The organism is Paenibacillus filicis, from assembly GCF_038070315.1.
GTDB classification, from domain to species: Bacteria; Bacillota; Bacilli; order Paenibacillales; family NBRC-103111; genus Paenibacillus_G; species Paenibacillus_G filicis.
Map to the genome: position 1 here is coordinate 48,112 of NZ_JBBPCC010000007.1, position 17,753 is coordinate 65,864.

Here is a 17,753-nt window from a genome sequence, read left to right on the forward strand (position 1 = left end):
TTCGGCTTTTTCATTTGGCTCGGCATCCTGCGAATGCAGCGTTCGGAAGGGGATAAGTGATCTTTGAATAAGCTGACGTTTCTGGAGATCCCGCTTTTTGAAGGTTTGGACCGCGTACATAAGGCAGCGCTGCTGCAGGAATTCACTCAGCTTAGCTTTCGGCGAGGGGATTTATTGTTCGAGGAAGGAGAGTTCGGCGATTCCTTGTATATCATTATGCAGGGAAGCGCCCGTATTTATCTGAAAGACTCTGGATCGGGCGAGACGACGCTTGCCATCTTGGGAGAGAAGGAATATTTCGGCGAAATGGCGCTGCTGACAGGCGATCCGCGCTCGGCCTCTGCGAAGGCGGACAGCGATCTGGTGGTGCTCCAGATGCTTAAGGAGTCGTTCGACCGGATCTTGTATGAGCATAACGCGCTTGCCGTACAATTTGCCGGTATTCTGGCCAAGCGGCTCGCCCGGGTCAACCGGCAATCCGGCGCGGGCAGCTTGACACGGGATGAACAGGAGAAGACGCAGCTGGTGCTGCCCGGAGCGGCTTCCTCAGCGGGAGCCGCTGCCGCTGAGGAAGAGGGAGAGGGAGAAGCAGGACAGCGAGTGGAGGCTTCTGCCGAAGCCGACCAACGATGGCTCGACGGATGGCTCCTCAAGAAGGGAGCCGGGAATCCAACCGTTCTTTATAAAGCACTTCCGATCTGTCTGGCGATTCTGATCGCTGTTCCTCTAGGGTATGTAGTGACGACGTATAAAGCGGACCGGACCGTCTCTGTGCCCGCTGTGATGACGGGCGGACCACTAGGACCTGAGCGTGGTCTTGAAGTGCCATTTGTCGTGGAGCTCCCTCGGGATGCGGTCAGCGCTGCCTCCATCAGGCAAGGGGTCGAGCTCGCGATGACCGAACTTCAGCAGAGCTCCGTCTCTCGCCATCCGCTGACGCTGAAGCCGGAGTATCGGGGGAGCGGGGAAGACATGCGGAGCGGAAGGACTGTTCCTGTATGGACCCTCGCAGCAGCTTCGGATTCCGATTCGAATTCGGCCAAGCGAAGCGGCCTGCCCACTATCCTGCTGGAAGGAGCTGCGGCTGCCTCCGCTCCTTCGGTTGCGCTGGCACCCTCGACGGAAGGATATGCCCAGGCCGTGACGGACTTGCTGCTGAGGCATGGTTTCGGCAAAGTGGTCATTTATTACGAGGACAGCGCACCTGGTAAGCAGTTCGCAGCAGCCCTGGAGAAATGGGCTGAGCAGCAGGGTCTCTTGGTGGTAGACCGGCTGGCCAGCATTCCCTCGCGTTCCGGGTTGACGGCGGCATGGTCTAGATGGAGGCTGCTGGGTACGGAAGCGGTCGTCGTCTATGACGCCAGCGGCTCAGTGACGCCGGAGATCAGCGCTGGTCTGGCTTCATTGGGGGCGCGTTACCCGCTCCTTGTCGGACCGTCGATTCCCGGTACGGATGTCTTAACCGCGTACAAGGGCGAGGTTTACGGGTATTCCGACTTTGACAAAAATTCCTCTCGGATGCAGACGAAGGCGTTCATAGAGCGATATCGGTTAGCGACTGGCACAGAGCCGAGCCGTCTTGCTGCGGCTGCTTATGACGCCATGCGTCTTATCGCCCTATCCGCGGATCGGGCGGGAGCAGCGGAGCCTGCCGGGATGTATGAGGCGCTAAAGGGTATCGGACGCTGGGAGGGAGCCCTCAGAAGCTATGACTTTTCGTCCGGCAGCACAGCCCGCGATGATGCGCTCGTGCAGTTCTTTTCCTTAACGCCTAAATCCGTACAAGCAGGGGAGATGAAGCGATGAGGCCGAATATTTTCCGCCAGTCTTCACTCGAGAAAATGTCTTCGCCCGAGAAGCTGGATATCCTGATGACCATCGTCCGTCCGAGGCATTGGATCGCTCTGTTATCCATTCTCCTGTTGCTCGCCGCGTTTTTCACCTGGGCGGTGGCAGGTACCCTTACCGTGAAGATGAATGGGAACGGTGTATTTCTAATGCAAGATGGGCTGGCCACCATCGTGCCTGCCACCGTGGGGCAGGTGACGGATATCGGGGTGCAGCCGGGCGATGTCGTCCAGCGGGGAGAGACGGTTGCGCGGATCTTCGATCCGTCCTGGACGGAGGCCGGCGCCCCGGACATGTCACCTGACAACGCTCAGCGCCTGCTGCTCAAATCCAGAGTCGTCAGCCTGCAGAGCGGACGCGTACTGAAGGTTCACGCACAGCCGGGGCAGTGGGTCCAGGCCGGAGAGCCGCTCTTCACGCTCGAAGCGGCGGGCTCCGAAGAAAAATCCGAGGCCGTCGTCTATGTCCCTGTCGACAAGGCCAAGAACCTGCAAATCGGCATGCCGGCCAGAGTGTGGCCGAACGGCGACTACGCCAACGCGAATGGAGCTGTATTCGGCGAGGTGGCAGCCGTCTCGCAGGTTCCGGTAGGTCTGGAGGACATGGAGCGTACGACCGGCAACCGCGAGCTGGCCGCCGCTTACATGAAGGACGGTCCCCTGGCCGAGGTCAGGGTCAAGCTGCAGAAAGACCGGACTCATCCCACCGGACTCCGCTGGACGGCCCAGCGCGCAGTACCCGGCCTGAACTTGAGAACGGGAATGCTATGCTCGGTAGAATTTAGGATAGGGAAGATGCATCCGATCGAATGGATGTTCTGATCGCACAAAGAGGTGACATCCGATGAAGGCGTCGTTATTATCCAAGCTTCGCGGCCATGCCCGTGTATTCACGCCCACCCTTCTTCAGATGGAAGCAGTCGAATGCGGAGCGGTGTCGCTGGCGATTATACTGGCGTACTATGGTCGCCATATCCCGATCGAGGCGCTTCGCTACGACTGCGGCGTGTCGAGAGACGGCAGCAAGGCGAGCAATTTATTGAAAGCAGCCCGCAAATACGGGATGGAAGCCAAGGGCTACAAGAAAGAACCTGAAAGCCTAAGATCGCTGAAGCTTCCATTTATCGTACATTGGAATTTTAATCATTTTCTCGTGGTGGAAGGCTTCTCCGGCCACAAAGTATTTCTGAACGATCCCGCCCATGGTCCTTATACGGTCAGCCTGGACGAATTCGAGAGCTCCTATACGGGAGTCGTGCTCACGATGGCGCCGGGTGATGGCTTCATTCGGGAAGGGCGGCGCTTTTCAGTGAGCGCGTCCTTGCTGCAGCGGCTGAAGGGTTACTCATGGGAAATCGTTTATCTGATCGCTGCGGGGCTCGCTCTGGCCGGGACCGGCGTGCTTGTTCCGTTATTTCTGAAGCTCTTCGTAGACCGTATGCTGCTCGCCGGCCGGATGGAATGGATTGGCGCGCTGCTGCTCGGCATGCTCGTCGTCTTGATCCTCCGCGGAGTATTGACCGCTCTGAGGCAGTATACGCTGCTGAGATTGGAGACGAAGTTGTCCCTCAGCTTGTCTGGCGCCTTCGTCTGGCACATCCTGCGGCTGCCTGCCGGTTTCTTCGCGCAGCGATTTGCGGGAGAGATCGCGGGGAGAGCGCAGGCCAATGACAGAGTTGCCCAATTTCTCACGGAAAAGCTGGCCGGTACGGTGATTGACGTGATGCTGGTCGGGCTTTACCTTACCTTTATGCTCCTCTACGATTACCGCTTGGCGCTCGCTGCGATGCTAGTGGCCGGACTCAATGTCGCGTACCTGCTGTATGTGTCACGCAAGCAGACGGACCGGAACCAGAAGCTGCAGATGGACCAGGGGAAGCTATGGGGCGCTTCGATTGCCGGACTCCTCAATATGGAATCGCTGAAGGCCAGCGGGCGGGAATCGGATTTCTTCTCCCGCTGGGCCGGTCATCAAGCCAATATGACGCGCACGGAGCAACAGCTCGGAGTGTCCAATCAATACCTGTCGGCTATCCCTGTGCTGCTGGAGCAATTGAATCACACCGCAATTCTCGTCATCGGCGGACTTCTCGTGCAGAACGGATCGTTTACGGTCGGGATGCTGCTTGCCTTTCTCGGCTTTACCGCCGGGTTCCTCACTCCCGTCCATAGTCTGGTCGCTATGGGCGGGGAAGTGCAGGAGCTGCGCGGGCATCTATCCCGGCTTGACGATGTGCTGAAGCATCCGGCCGATCAGACTCACGCCACTGACCCGGAATCCAGCGAACAGCAGCCGGAGCCCGGCAACTGGCCGCCCAAGCTGTCGGGAGCTCTGTCCCTACGGAACGTAACGTTCGGCTATAGCCCTCTGGACCCTCCGCTTATCGAGCAAATCACGCTGGAAGTGCCTCCAGGCACGACGCTTGCCATTGTCGGAGGCTCAGGCAGCGGCAAGTCAACATTGTCGAGGTTACTGTCCGGTCTGTACCAGCCGTGGAACGGGACCGTCGAATTCGACGGCTGTCAGCGCTCCGAGCTGCCCCGTCATGTGCTGGTGAATTCCGTATCACTGGTTGATCAGGAGATCCGGCTGTTCGAAGGCACGATTCGGGATAATCTGACGTTGTGGGATTCGACCATACCCGATGCGGTCGTCGTACAGGCGGCCAAGGACAGCGGCATCCATGAGGTCATCGCCGCAAGACCCGGCGGTTACGATCACGAGCTGGAGGAAGGCGGCAGGAACTTCAGTGGAGGACAGGCGCAGCGTCTGGAGATTGCCAGAGCGCTCGCCCAGCAGCCGTCGATTCTCATTCTGGACGAGGCGACCAGCGCCCTGGACCCTGAGATCGAAGCCTCGATCTATACCCATATCCGCAGGCGAGGATGTACCTGCGTCATTATTGCCCACCGGCTCAGTGCGATCCGGGATTGCGACCTAATCGCGGTATTGGACCAGGGAAGGCTGGTCCAGACGGGAACCCATGAGGAATTGATCGGTATGGAAGGTCATTACCGTCAGTTGTTCTACGCTTCGGAGAGGAGTGAGGCTTCGTGACCATAGACTGGGGGAAGCTCGCTGAAGCACGACGGCATTACCCGTCCAGGACCTCGCTGATCCTTCAAGAGCAGACGCCGCTGACGATGCATTATGTCGAGCAAGGCTCGGTCGAGTTATACACAGCCGAGCTGGCACAAGGCAAGGCAGCCGGTTCAAAGTCGTATGTGCTGACGATCAAGCCCGGGCAAGTCTGGTACGACATGCCGCCCACAGAAGAAGGCAGCTTCGGCTGGATCGCGGAGGTGATGCCGGATACGGTGCTGGTGAGCAGCCCCTTAGAGACATTTACAGGCACTGCCGGGCATGAGGAGAGCAGATTTAGACGGCAGTCACACACGGCGGGGTTGCTGGACGAGTGGCTGCTGAATCTAAGCGCTGCGTCGGTGACGGGCTCAGCTCCCGTGCAAGCTCAGCACGCGGAGCCTTTAACCGAGATTGTCGTCTGGGAGCCGGCGGTTTTCAACTCGGAGACACAAGTCGTCTGGGTACGAGCAGTGGGCGTACTGCCCGCACTATGGCAGGACGCCGACCTGCCCGGGATACCGTCTGGCGTCGAGGTGCCGCTGATGCGCTCCGTATGGGTGGCCTCGCCCAAAGGCAACCGGCTGCACACGGCGGATACGTTAACTGGCCTGCAGCGGGGCAGCTTACCGGCTTCGCTGCAGCTTTTCCACCGTCTCCTCATACAGAAGCTGTTCCATCAGCTTCGTGACGCGAAGTGGGAGGAGATGGAGCGGATCAGCAGGAGACGGGAGCAAGACAGGCTCAGCATGGAGGAAGCGGTCGGCCGATTCTCGGCGGTTGCGGACAAGAAGGGGATCCATGCGCTGGAGACCTTCACGCATCACCGTGATCCACTGCTCTTCTGCGCACGCTTGGTCTGCGAATGCTTGGGTATGGAGCTGAAGATTCCGAAGCGCTGGGAGCGGGGCGGCAAGGCAGAGGACTTGTTCCGTGAGGCCGGTATCCGCTGCCGCAAGGTAGCGCTGCGTTCAGGCTGGTGGAGGGAGGACAACGGACCTCTGCTGGCCTTCCTCGAGGACGGACGTCCGGCAGCACTGCTTCCCACCGGAGGGAGCGCCTATGCATTGAGATGCGAGACCGGGGATAAGCCGGTCATCGTGACGGAGCAGCTCGCCGCCCGGCTGCGTCCGTTCGCCTATGAGCTGTACCGACCCTTGCCATACCGTCCGCTGGTTCCCCGGGATATCATCCGCTTTCTCCTTACTCCCGCAGCGAAGAAGGATGTCACCTGGGGACTGGCAGCGGGGCTTAGCCTGGGGGTGCTCGGCATGGCCCTGCCGGCTGCGACCGGCGTTATCATCGATAAGATCCTACCTGGAGCCGATGCAAGCCAGCTTTTTCAGGTCATGGTGCTGCTGATGTGCATAGCTTTCGCCGGCTTCGGCTTGCGGGTTACCCAGTCTATGGCCTGGCTGCGGATCTTCGGCAGGTGGGGGGCATCGCTGCATAGCGCCACCTGGGACCGGCTGCTGAATATGCCCGTTGGTTTTTTCCGCCTGTACAATGCAGGAGATCTGGCCAGCCGCATCGGAGGAGTGAGCGCCGTCTTTCATCTCATCTCCGGCTGGCTCGTATCCGGGATGACGATTGCGTTTTTTTCCTTGCTGCAATTCGGCTTGCTGTTCGGGTATCAGCCCCTGCTGGCTTGTCTGGCCGTCATATTGACCGTTGTCTACATGATGATTTTCGCCGTGCTAAGCCTTCAGGCGGCGAAGCATACACGACGGAAAACCGAGCAGGAGGGACGCGTGGGCGGGCTGCTCGTGCAGCTGCTCACCAATATGCCCAAGCTGCGTGTAGCAGCGGCCGAACAGCGCGCCTTCAACCGCTGGAGCCGTGCATTCAGTGTACAGCGCTCTCACGTATACCGGCTTCGCGAATCCGGGAACCGGCTGACGGTGGTAAACAGCACGTATCCGCTCCTGTCGAGCCTGCTGCTGTTTTGGGTCATGTCGGCTTCAGACATCCGGATGAATCCGGGTTCCTTCGCAGCCTTTCATGCCGCTTATGCAACCTTAATTGGCTCGGTCATCGCCTTCTGCGCCTCGTCTCTGCCGCTCCTCGAGCTGAAGCCCCTGTACGAGCGGATCAAGCCGCTCATGAAGGAGCCGCCCGAGAACGAAGTAAGGAGGGAAGACCCCGGTGATCTGAAAGGGGCCATCGAGCTGAGTGAGGTCACCTTCCGTTATGACGGGAACAGTCCTCCTGTTCTCGACCATGTGTCCCTGCGCATCAAGCCGGGCGAATATGTAGCGATTGTAGGTGCCTCCGGCAGCGGCAAATCTACGCTGCTGCGTCTGATCCTAGGCTTCGAGAAGCCTGAGCAGGGCGCGGTGTATGTCGATGGTAAGGACCTCAGCGGACTCGAGCTGCGGGCCGTGCGCCGGCGATGCGGTGTGGTGCTGCAGAACGGCCGCCTATGGGCCGGAGATATCGCGCAGAATATTATCGGGCAGAGCAGCGAATATACGATCGAGGATGCGTGGAATGCGGCGCAGCTGGTGGGGATGGACGAGGAGATCGGCCGGCTTCCGATGGGGATGCACACGGTGCTCTCCGAGGGCGGAGGGAGCTTGTCCGGCGGGCAGAAGCAGCGGATCTTGATCGCCCGCTCTATCGTGCATAAACCGCGAATCGTACTGCTCGATGAAGCGACCAGCGCGCTGGATCAGAAATCGCAGGAGAAGATTACGACCATGCTGCGAAACATGAGCAGTACGAGAATTGTGATCGCCCACAGGCTGAGCACGATCATTCATGCGGACCGGATTGTCGTGATGGAGCAGGGAAGAATCGTGCAGCAGGGCAGCTACACAGAGCTCATCCGGCAGGAGGGACTATTTGCCCGGCTTGCTGCGCGCCAAGTTGTCTGAATATGCCGAAAGATACCCCGTATGGGGTACGGATTTTTAACTTTATACCCGGTATAATGAGTCCAGAGTTACTCAATATGACGATGGAGGTATAGACCATGAGTTGGACAATTGAACAAGCCAATGAGCAATTCGAAGTATTTAAGAAGCGTGCTTCCGAGGATGCTGAATTCCGCGCTTTGGCGCTGAGCAACCCTAAGCAAGCGATCCAAGAGCTGACCGGCCAGGAGTTGCCGGAGGGCATCGAGGTTGTTATTACTGAGGACGAGCAGGGAGAGCTTCAAGCCAAGACCCTGATCAACGCCCCGGCTTCCGAGGCCGAGCGCGAGCTGGATGAAGCGGAGCTGGAGCATGTTGCCGGAGGCACGTCGTTCTCCGCGTTTATTCTATACGGCCCTCCGTACCCGGAAAGAACGAAGAAGAAATAATTCATGCATAGCAAGCAGAGCCGGAATGCAAGATTTCGGCTCTTTTTTATGTGAGGGGGCCATGTTCTTGATCGAAATTATTCCGCTTACGCCGGAGACGGCAGCGCCGTACCGGGCATTTACTTATCGCACCTATCAGGCTGGACTGGGCGGGCCGGAAGGGGAGGCGGGCACGTTGCGGATAGCGCTAGGTGTGAGCTTCATGGGGGAGCCAGCGGGTCTGCTCCTGGCCCATCCTCCTGAACAGGACGAGCCGGCAAGGGTCCTTTCCGTCTTCGTCGAAAAGCGGTTCCGGAAGCTCGGCATCGCCGGTGCGCTGATGTCGGAGCTGAAGGCGTGCTTGACCCGAATAGGTCTCAAGCAAGCATGCGTGGAGTACTACGCCTTACACAGTTACCAGGCGCTGGAACGCGTGCTGCTGAGATCAGGCTGGCAGTCCCCCGAGGTGTACAGCCGGTACTACCGCTGCGATATCGTTCCAAACCGGGAGACCCGGTGGATTCACCGCTTCAAGCTGCCCGACCGTTATACGGTCATGCCATGGGGCGAGGTACGGAGAGACGAACTGACGCTCATGAATCAGCTTCAGGAGCAAGACTTTAACACTTACTTCAGACCCCTCTTCCAAGAAGAGCATATCGAACCCAACTGCAGCTTGGTACTGAAGCTGGGAGCGGAGATCGTTGGCTGGTCCATCGTGGACCGGCAGCTGGCGGATACGCTGCTCTACCGGACGCTATATATCCGCGAGGCTTATCGGGATCTAGGACTAGGTATACTTCTTGCGGCGCAATCCGCGCAAAGGATAGCCCGGACGGATGCTGCGCATCTTGTTATCCAGATTTTGACGGGCAATGAGCGGATGCAGAAGGTAGCCGAGCGGATGCTGGTGCCGATGAATCCCATTGTCACGGAGTACAAGAGGGCGGTGTGGAATTTCTGAACATCAGGTTAGCTCATGCGCCACTGCTGGAAGGATCTGCCGGAGTATGATATGCTTTTCGCAGCCGTTATCAGGTTCGGTTGGTTTGCAGTTTTGCGGACAGCTTACCGACTTGAGCGGCCTTCTCCTGCCAGGAGGGGCAAGTTCAACGGACTAGAATTACGAAACGTAGCAAGGGGATACGAAGATGAAAACCTATATCATATTCGGAGCAAGCCGGGGGCTGGGAGATGCCTTTGTACGAGGACTTCCGGAGCAGGGAGATCAGGTCTGGGTAGTTTCCAGGAACAGACCGGGTAGCCTGGATATCCAGGATGGGGTTCGGAGATTGTGGATTCAAGCGGACCTGTCGCAGCCTCAGCAGGCGGCCAGGGTGATCTCAGAGTCGCTGCAGAACGAGACGATCGATGTGCTTATGTATAACGTCGGGATTTGGGAGAAAGAAGGCTTCGAGGATCATTATGACTTCGACAAGGACGAGCCTGCGGAGATTGCCAATATCATTCAAGTGAACATGACCTCGACCATCACGTGTATTCAGGCGCTACTCCCGAATCTGCGAAAATCGGATGCAGGCAAAATCATTTTGACCGGTTCGACGGCTGGCTTGGATCATACCAATAATGCCCAGGTCTCATTTGTCGCTTCTAAATTCGGGCTACGCGGTATCGCCCATGCCTTGCGGGAGCATGTCCGGAATGACCGGATTGCGGTGACCTGCATGAATCCGGGCGAGCTGGCTACCGAAATTCCTTACGAAGAGGGACCGGACAAAGCGATTGAGGAATATGGCGGGACTCGCATCCCCGTCCAGGATATCGTGGCTCTGGTGAAGTGTGTAGTCAGTCTATCGAAGGCTGCTTGTGTAAAAGAGATTCACGTTCCTGCCATGACAGATTTAAATGCCTAATCATTGATTCAGATCCATTATTGCATGAGATCAAGGAGCGTGTGCCCATGAATCAGGAAGTCATTGATTTTATCGAAGCCATGAAAGAGCCGTGGCAGGCCGAGCTGTCTACGCAGTTACGAGGAGTGGTTCACCAGGCGATCCCGGACGTTCAAGAACGGATTCAGTACAAGAAGCCGCATTTTTTGAAGAACGGAAAATACGCTGCGGTTATCTCGACCTCGAAAGACGCGGTCAGCTTCACGATCTTTAACGCTGCCGCGCTGGAGCTCCCGGAAAACCTGTTCGAGAGTCCCCCCGAGAGGAAAACGGTGAAGCTCCGCCAAGGGAACTCCGTGGATTCCGAGCAGCTGGTATCGTGGCTGAGCCAGGCTTCGGGTAGCCTTTAGACCCCTGCAAAAATATCTTTACTCTATTGCAAGGATTGTGTATACTGTTTCCAATTCATATTTCTAAATGCGATGACGAGAAAAGTAAGTAAAAGCAAGCTTCCACAGAGAGCTCCAGTTGCTGAAAAGGAGTGAAGCCTGCTTTACTGAAGAAAGCCTCTGAGCAGTACATCGGAACCGAAGAGGGGATGGTGTAACGGGAGCTCCTGTTACAGAGCTAGAGTATAAGCATCTTTTCGTTTGGAGAGAGATGCCGTACTTGAAGAGGCGAATATGGCGACATATTGGCGAACCTGGGTGGTACCACGAGCATACGCATCTCGTCCCTGAGACTATGATAGTCTTGGGGGTGAGATTTTTTTTTTTGCCAACGTGATACGAAAAGTGTAGTTCCAAACTTAAACCCATACAAGGAGTGAGCCATATGTCAAGATTAAGAGCGGCTGTCGTCGGAGCAACAGGCATGGCCGGACAGCAATTCGTGCAGGCCTTATCCCATCATCCGAACTTTGAGGTTGTCGTCATGGTGACATCGAGAACGGTGAATACCTATCAAGAAGCTTTACGGGAAGGGGACGGTTCCTCCAGATGGACACAGAGCACCCCGGTTCCCGAAGATATGCTGGAGGTTCCCGTCCTGTCTTCGCAGGAATTCAAGCCGGACTCCGTCGATGTGATTTTCACGGCGATTGAGTCCGATCTGGCCAAAGAACTGGAGCCTTGGTTCGCCCAGACGACCCCGACATTTTCAACGGCATCGGCTTTCCGTTATTTTGAGGATACACCGCTTCTCATTACCGGCGTCAATGACGATCATGCGGAATTAGTGCGGAAGCAGCAGCAGGAGCGGGGCTGGAAGGGCTTTGTGCTGGCGGTCCCCAACTGTACGGTCACGGGACTTGCAATCACCTTGAAGCCTCTGCATGAGCAGTTTGGCATCCAAAATGTGCTTATGGTATCCATGCAGTCCATCAGCGGGGCCGGGAGAAGTCCGGGCGTACGTTCTCTGGACATTCTGGATAATATCATCCCGTACATCCCGAACGAAGAGGGGAAGGTTCGTAAGGAGCTTCTCAAGATACTTGGCGAGTATTCCGGGGAAGGCATTACTCCGGCCGACATTAACGTCAATTGTATCTGTACGCGAGCGAATGTGCTGGATGGACATACGGAATCTGTGTTTGTCGGTCTGAAGCGGCAGGCGAGCCTGGCTGAGGTCAGAGAGGCTATCGACAGCTATAATCCCTTCGGGAGCGGCACTCCGCTGCACTCGGCTCCCGAGCGCATGATTCATATCTTTGATGATCCATTCCGCCCGCAGCCCCGGCTGGATCGCGAGCTAGGAGGCGGGATGACCACCAGTCTGGGAAGACTGGAAGAAGAGCCCGTACTCGGTGGCGTCAAGTATGTGCTCGTCTCCCATAATACGAAGATGGGCGCGGGAAAAGGAGCCGTACTGCTCGCGGAATCGATGCTAGCGCGAGGATTATTGAATAAATAAGCAGGCCTGTTATTCAGCCCTGCAAAGCTAAAACCACTCCAGGTCATGGAGTGGTTTTTGTTCAAGCTGTCTTGATATTACTTAAAAGGAATCGTGAAGGTAGATTGCGAACCGTCCGCCGAGCTCGCGTTGATACGGAGTGAACTGGTGGAGTTGCCAATCGCATTCCATACTTTAACAGTGATTGTACCGTTCGTCATATTACTGAAATTGCCTGTTGCGGATTTCAACCCTTGATTATGCGTGTAGTTTTCCCAATTGGGGACATCATTGAGCGCAAAATAGTTATAGGTTTCGGTACGGGTTGACGTGCCGTTTCCAGTGAAATCATAGGTGATTTGAACCTGAACCCCGTTGCCAATGTTGCTTCCGGCGTCCGCATACAGATTGAAGCCGGTTGATTTGCTGGAATCGTAAGTGGCATTAACTCCTGAAATCGTGTAGGTGACAGGGTTATGAGGGGTCCCGTCATAATTGATTCCGCCTGCGCTCGCAATCGTAGCGTTGAGCGCTCCTGTGCCTGCGCTGGCGTTCAGCGTATTATTGGCGTTCACATACAGAACATTGGAAAAGCCCGTATTCACGGTGGTTACCGTAAATGTCCTGCCGCTGCTGGTCCCGGACGGCGTCGTTACCGTGACATTCACGCTGCCTGCGGGCAGGCTGCTTGGAACGACGGCCGTGATGGCGTTGTTGGACCAGCTCGTTACGCTGGCCGCAGTCGTACCGAACTTCACCGTAGAAGTACCTTGCGACGCTCCGAAATTAGTTCCCGTGAGCGTAACGCTCGTTCCCGTAGGGCCGCTGGCAGGGCTCAGGGTGCTGATGGTAGGGGTATTGTTCACGGGCCCTCCTACGCTGGAGGCCACAGATTTGGCCGGAACGTTCAGCGTCTTGCCGTCAGAGAAGGTAACGACCTTGGCGGCGTTCCCTGGATTATAGGCCACATAATTTTTGGTGCCGTCCTTCTTAAATACCCCGTAAGTTGGCGTATTGGCCGTCACACTTGTATCGACTTGCCCCAGCGCCTGCATATTGTACAGGAAGCTGTAGGTGTGAGCTTTGGTTTCTCCGTCCTCCGGCGTGTAATTCGGATTCGCATGGTACAAGGCGATAGCGCCCGGCGCATCGTATAGGGCCTGGTATTCCAGGAAAATGTCCTTCCACATTGTCCAGTCATTTGTCCCTAGCTCTACTTTGGCCTGATTGATGAAGGACGCGGAATAGGCCGGATAGTAGCCCAGATAAGCGGAAGCTGCGGTTACCGGCAAGATGTTGATCCCTCGAATCGCCTGTACGTCTGCCGAGAACCAGGTCGCATAGACGGACTTGCCGCCCCAGATCATCGATGAGTAGTTATGGTTGTAACCTGGCTTGAAATTCGTACCGCTCGTATTGAACCAATATTCATTAATGGCATTAACCTCTGTCGTGTACATGTAAATACCGGCATCCCGGATCGCCGTATTGCCTGTGGCCTGGCCCCATAGAATCATCGCTGCCCATGCGTTGATCGATTCGGAGGAAGATTCCTGGTTGTTGCCGTCAGCGAACTGTGAGTTGCCGGACGCCCAGGAATGGCCTGCATAAGGGTCGAAATTCCGCAGATATGGAAATCTGGAATCATTGCGTTCCCAATTCGCAAAATCCTTGATAAGCAGATCAACCATGCCGCCGTAATTCGAAGCTGTGGCCCATGCCGGGTTGTTGCGGGCCACTTCGGCCGCCGCACGAACCCAGTAACCGTAATGGAAGTGATGATCGTTTAACACATCATTGGAGCCGTAGCTGCCTGGATAGCCGATTAACGACCCCCAGTTCGCATCGTAATAAAATAAATCATTGGTCTTCGAGCCAGCCGTCAGGTTGTTGCTAAGCGTAGTTTCCAGATACGACTGAAAATTGCTGACAGCCGCTGCGTTGCCGGCTTGCTGAGCGATCGGCAGCAGATTAGCAATACGCCCCAAGTATTTGCCTAACCAGTAGGTGTCTTTGGCACCGACTGTGTGGTTAGGTTCCTGACGAACCGTTTCAATCAAGTTATTGAGTGTTGTATTGTCGTAGCTGCCGACGGCAGGAAGGTAGGGCAGAATACCTTGGTAGGTCATGGTCGTTGTAAAAGAAGTTCCTGATAGCGTTTTCATCGTACCTCTGACGCTATCATAGGTGTAGGGCAGGAGAGTATTGCCGGTATGCTTCCATTGGTGGGGGTAGAGTGCCAGGATCGTGCCCGTTTGGGTACCTTCCATAGCCTGGGTCGTGAAGTTATACGTCGTAGCCACCTGACTCGTAGACTCATTATACGCATAGTTGATCGTACTATTTGTTACGAAGGAGTAGGCATATTGCTTGTAAGCGCTTAACGTAGCGGGCGAATTATCCGGCAGCACAGCCACGGAGAAATAGTTTTTGCCGCCAAGCGAGTTCGTCAGGGTGGAAGAGCCGATGCCGGACCACGTTGAACCCGTCGGGCCGAACAAGCCGTAGTGATGCCCGTTAACCGTTACGCCAAGCACGCTTCCGGAAGCCGTCCCCGACCATACGATTGGTGTGCTGTTAAACGTTAATTTCGGCGTTCCGCCGGTGTATGTGCTGTAGATAAAGGGGAGTCCATGTCCTGTCGTGACACGTAACGACCCGCCGCTATTAAACAGCATCGATACGGTCGAATCCGAATACCCATCGACACGGGCATCCGGGAAATTGGATTGCGCCGAATGGCCGAGTGTAAAATCATTCACATAGGCACCGAATATGGCGTCCGCGCTGGCCGATTGTACGGGATATCCGAGTCCCAATCCATCCGCTTTGGCCTGCACGGCTAGGGGATGAGGGAACATGACATCCGAGTACGGCGTCCATGCCAAGGAGCTCCACCAATCATTGGTCGGCATCGGTCCTGGCACATTGGCGGTTTTAGAGATGGCGGCTTGGGGCCCGATCTGCCCGGCTGGCAGTGTCGTCGTGTAGCTTCCCGCTCCTACATGGATGGTCGCAGCGCTCGCAGAACCTGCGAACGAAGAAAACATGGAAACAGCCAATACGGCAGATAAGGTTAGTGAACCTAGCTTATTCGCGCGATTTCTCACAAATTTCCTCCTTTTTAATTCGACTCAAATCCAGAAGCAAGAAACCCATTCTCCTGCAAAGCGGCCCAAATCACTCCTTTCTCCCTAAACTTTCCGAAAATACGCTATCGTTGGCGAGTAAAGCGAAAGCGTTTTCGAAACAATTTCATTATTACCTAATTTATCCTATTTTGTAAAGTATGAATTTTAATAACTTTTTAATGGATAAATAGGATATATCTTGACTTGTTTGTGAAACCTCGCTACTATTTATTCACGAAACCTTTTTAGTCATATGGAAACATTGCATACGAACCGCTCGTAACGTTTCGTTGTACAGGCAAGCACAATTGTCTTTGGGAGGGTCATCCTACATGAGAGCAAATATGAAGACAATTGCCAGTCTCGCAGGAGTTTCCGTTTCTACAGTATCCAAAATTATGAATAATTACACGGATGTTTCAGAGGAAACAAAGACCAGAGTTCTTGCGATTATGAAACAAACCGGCTACATTCCCGTCTATTCGGCTAGAGCTCTCGCTTCTCGAAAGTCGGGGTTAATCGGTGTTATTTTTGCCGGTGAAGTGAATGTCGATTTCACGCATCCTTTTTTTGTCGAAGTGATTAACTCATTCAAAAAGCAAATCGGTGTGCTCGGCTATGATCTGCTTTTTTTCTCTAACGAAAAAATTCCAACGGCAGGCGATTATTTATCCAGATGCCTGGCCTCCCAGGTCGAAGGCTGCATCATTATCTCGGGAGATCAGGTTGAACCCTCCATTCAAGACCTGGATCACAGCCCAATCCCTTGTATCGGCGTGGATTTGGAGTTAAACGGCCCGGGCTCAGGTTATATTATGTCAGATAACATGAAGATCGCGGCGAAAGCTGTCGAGCATTTTTACGTACTGGGGTATAAGGAGCTGGGGTACATAGGCAGTTCTCCGGATTCGGAAATTTCGAATATACGGAAACAAGGCTATATGAACGCCATGGAGGCTTTCGGCTTGCAGATAAACCCGGATTGGTTCGTAAGTGGCGAAACTTTTTTCGAGCTGAGCGGCTATCAGGCGATGCAGAAATGGATAAGAACCGGCGATTTGCCGAGAGCTGTCTTTGCTTCCTCCGATCTCATTGCCCTTGGGGCCATGAGAGCGCTGAAGGAGCACCGGCTCAGCATCCCGCAAGACATCGCCATCATAGGCTGCGACGACATCGAAGCTTCGAGATATGTGGACCCTCCGTTGACAACCATTCGTCAGAACAAAGATAAGCTTGGCAAACTGGCCGCACACATGCTGTATGATATGATCAATAACCAGTCGGCCATCTCTTCCTTCGTGCTGGAGCCTGAGCTCATTGTGCGGGAATCCTGCGGATGCAGCCTTGCATTATAACGACAATTCACGAAAATATTTCGGAATAACGTTTTCAGAATAGCGATTAACTTGGAGTCCGCCAGGTTATCGCTATTTTTATTTGATCTGAGCTGCTGCAGCCGAATAATCGATAGGATGTTTTAATTTATTGATAGAAAAGCGCGATTAGTTGGACCGTTGACGCTCCATAAAGGCAATGATAAGCTGGAAGCATGTACCAAAACACATAAAACCTATAGGATATCTAGTTATTTAATTTTGGGGAGGTGTACCGTGGGACTTAAGCTAAGCATTCTGGACCAGAGTCCAATCGGAGAACAAGAGACGGCGGAGGAAGCGTTCCGCAACACGGTAGAGCTGGCGAAGAAAGCAGAGCAGCTCGGGTATCACAGGTTCTGGGTATCTGAGCATCACGATTCGGAGTATCTGGCAGGCTCTTCCCCGGAAGTGTTGATCGCTTACCTGCTCGCTCACACTCAGAGAATCAGAATTGGCTCCGGCGGGGTCATGCTGCAGCATTACAGCCCTTATAAGGTCGTTGAAAATTTCAATGTCTTGTCAGCTCTGGCTCCTGGCCGGGTTGATCTTGGCATCGGCAGCGCACCGGGAGGATTCCCGCGTTCCACGAAGGCGCTGCGGCAAGGCAGCGAGCCAAACGCCAAGCCGTTGGAGGCTAAGCTGATCGAGCTCGAGCAGTACCTGCACAAGCGGGTGCCCGAGGAACATCCGCTCTATGGAGTCAAAGCTTCTCCGCTGCCGCAAAAGCCGCCCGAGCTGTATTTACTCGGAACGAGCATATCCAGCGCCCAGTTGGCTGCAAAAACAGGCATTCCGTATGTGTTCGCCCAATTTATTAACGGCGATGAAGCCGTCATTCAGGAGGCACTTCTTGCCTACCGCTCGCAGTTTGTATCGGATGGACGCAGCGAGCCGCAAGCACTGATGGCAGTATCCGTGATTGTAACCGAAACGGATGAGGAAGCGGAGGAGCTGTGGCTGGCTGCCGATTCCAAGCATGTGAAGATTCACCTGGAAAGCGGAAGAACGATTAATGTGAAGACATTGGAATCCGCAGAAGAATACGGAAGGCAAGCCGATGAGAAGTATACCGTCGAGGTGAAGGACTCGCCGATCATTCATGGATCCAAGCATGCGGTCCGCCAGCAATTGCTGGAGCTCCAGGAACGATACGGCCTTGACGAACTGATTGTGAGCCTATCGATGAAGGGATTCTCCAGACGGCTTCGTGCTTACGAGCTGCTGCAGGAGGCGTTCTCGGAACAACCCGTCTGACTGCAAGGACATGTTAGCTATTCATAAGGAGGTATAT

At 55.1% G+C, this 17,753-nt stretch carries 12 protein-coding genes and 1 other annotated feature; of the genes, 11 read left to right on the forward strand and 1 reads right to left on the reverse strand.

Annotated features, from left to right (window positions below; all coding sequences use genetic code 11):
• Nucleotides 1–63: 63 nt before the first annotated feature.
• The 9 genes from WMW72_RS12540 to asd all read left to right on the forward strand — a co-directional run bounded on the left by WMW72_RS12540 (nt 64) and on the right by asd (nt 11,976).
• Nucleotides 64–1,806 carry a cyclic nucleotide-binding domain-containing protein gene (locus tag WMW72_RS12540; RefSeq protein ID WP_341415822.1) on the forward strand — a complete coding sequence of 581 codons (1,743 nt, stop codon included), beginning with the start codon at nt 64–66 and terminating at the stop codon, nt 1,804–1,806.
• Nucleotides 1,803–2,669 carry an HlyD family efflux transporter periplasmic adaptor subunit gene (locus WMW72_RS12545; RefSeq protein WP_341415823.1) on the forward strand — a complete coding sequence of 289 codons (867 nt, stop codon included), beginning with the start codon at nt 1,803–1,805 and terminating at the stop codon, nt 2,667–2,669. The genes WMW72_RS12540 and WMW72_RS12545 overlap by 4 nt, the downstream gene beginning before the upstream one ends.
• 22 nt (nt 2,670–2,691) lie before the next feature.
• Nucleotides 2,692–4,905 carry an NHLP family bacteriocin export ABC transporter peptidase/permease/ATPase subunit gene (locus WMW72_RS12550; RefSeq protein ID WP_341415824.1) on the forward strand — a complete coding sequence of 738 codons (2,214 nt, stop codon included), beginning with the start codon at nt 2,692–2,694 and terminating at the stop codon, nt 4,903–4,905.
• Nucleotides 4,902–7,805 carry an NHLP bacteriocin export ABC transporter permease/ATPase subunit gene (locus WMW72_RS12555; RefSeq protein WP_341415825.1) on the forward strand — a complete coding sequence of 968 codons (2,904 nt, stop codon included), beginning with the start codon at nt 4,902–4,904 and terminating at the stop codon, nt 7,803–7,805. The genes WMW72_RS12550 and WMW72_RS12555 overlap by 4 nt, the downstream gene beginning before the upstream one ends.
• Before the next feature lie 98 nt (nt 7,806–7,903).
• The gene (locus WMW72_RS12560) at nt 7,904–8,233 is read left to right on the forward strand and encodes a hypothetical protein (protein WP_341415826.1); all 330 of its coding nucleotides are present in this window, start codon (nt 7,904–7,906) and stop codon (nt 8,231–8,233) included.
• A gap of 67 nt (nt 8,234–8,300) precedes the next feature.
• The gene (locus WMW72_RS12565) at nt 8,301–9,176 is read left to right on the forward strand and encodes a GNAT family N-acetyltransferase (protein ID WP_341415827.1); all 876 of its coding nucleotides are present in this window, start codon (nt 8,301–8,303) and stop codon (nt 9,174–9,176) included.
• A 187-nt stretch (nt 9,177–9,363) separates the two neighbouring features.
• Nucleotides 9,364–10,086: an SDR family NAD(P)-dependent oxidoreductase gene (locus tag WMW72_RS12570; protein WP_341415828.1), complete on the forward strand. Its 723-nt coding sequence runs from the start codon at nt 9,364–9,366 to the stop codon at nt 10,084–10,086.
• Nucleotides 10,087–10,133: 47 nt separating this feature from the next.
• Entirely contained in the window at nt 10,134–10,475 is a 342-nt protein-coding gene (locus WMW72_RS12575) for a DUF1801 domain-containing protein (RefSeq protein ID WP_341415829.1), read from the forward strand.
• A 63-nt stretch (nt 10,476–10,538) separates the two neighbouring features.
• Nucleotides 10,539–10,806 (forward strand) — a binding site (T-box leader).
• Between the two features lie 93 nt (nt 10,807–10,899).
• Nucleotides 10,900–11,976: an aspartate-semialdehyde dehydrogenase gene (asd, locus tag WMW72_RS12580; RefSeq protein WP_341415830.1), complete on the forward strand. Its 1,077-nt coding sequence runs from the start codon at nt 10,900–10,902 to the stop codon at nt 11,974–11,976.
• Between the two features lie 77 nt (nt 11,977–12,053).
• On the opposite strand, the gene WMW72_RS12585 is transcribed toward asd, so the two are convergent.
• A complete protein-coding gene (locus WMW72_RS12585; RefSeq protein ID WP_341415831.1) occupies nt 12,054–15,065 on the reverse strand; it encodes a glycosyl hydrolase in 3,012 nt (1,003 codons plus the stop codon).
• Between the two features lie 353 nt (nt 15,066–15,418).
• On the opposite strand from WMW72_RS12585, the gene WMW72_RS12590 reads away from it, so the two are divergent.
• Complete coding sequence (locus WMW72_RS12590) at nt 15,419–16,441, forward strand: LacI family DNA-binding transcriptional regulator (RefSeq protein ID WP_341415833.1); 1,023 nt, start codon at nt 15,419–15,421, stop codon at nt 16,439–16,441.
• 255 nt (nt 16,442–16,696) lie between these two features.
• Entirely contained in the window at nt 16,697–17,716 is a 1,020-nt protein-coding gene (locus tag WMW72_RS12595; RefSeq protein WP_341415834.1) for an LLM class flavin-dependent oxidoreductase, read from the forward strand.
• The last annotated feature ends 37 nt before the right edge of the window (nt 17,717–17,753 follow it).

Excerpts from the sequence above, each read along its gene's own strand:
- asd (WP_341415830.1), top strand. The coding sequence starts at position 10,900 with ATGTCAAGATTAAGAGCGGCTGTCGTCGGAGCAACAGGCATGGCCGGA.
- WMW72_RS12575 (WP_341415829.1), top strand. The coding sequence starts at position 10,134 with ATGAATCAGGAAGTCATTGATTTTATCGAAGCCATGAAAGAGCCGTGG.
- WMW72_RS12570 (WP_341415828.1), top strand. The coding sequence starts at position 9,364 with ATGAAAACCTATATCATATTCGGAGCAAGCCGGGGGCTGGGAGATGCC.
- WMW72_RS12545 (WP_341415823.1), top strand. The coding sequence starts at position 1,803 with ATGAGGCCGAATATTTTCCGCCAGTCTTCACTCGAGAAAATGTCTTCG.
- WMW72_RS12560 (WP_341415826.1), top strand. The coding sequence starts at position 7,904 with ATGAGTTGGACAATTGAACAAGCCAATGAGCAATTCGAAGTATTTAAG.
- WMW72_RS12550 (WP_341415824.1), top strand. The coding sequence starts at position 2,692 with ATGAAGGCGTCGTTATTATCCAAGCTTCGCGGCCATGCCCGTGTATTC.
- WMW72_RS12590 (WP_341415833.1), top strand. The coding sequence starts at position 15,419 with ATGAGAGCAAATATGAAGACAATTGCCAGTCTCGCAGGAGTTTCCGTT.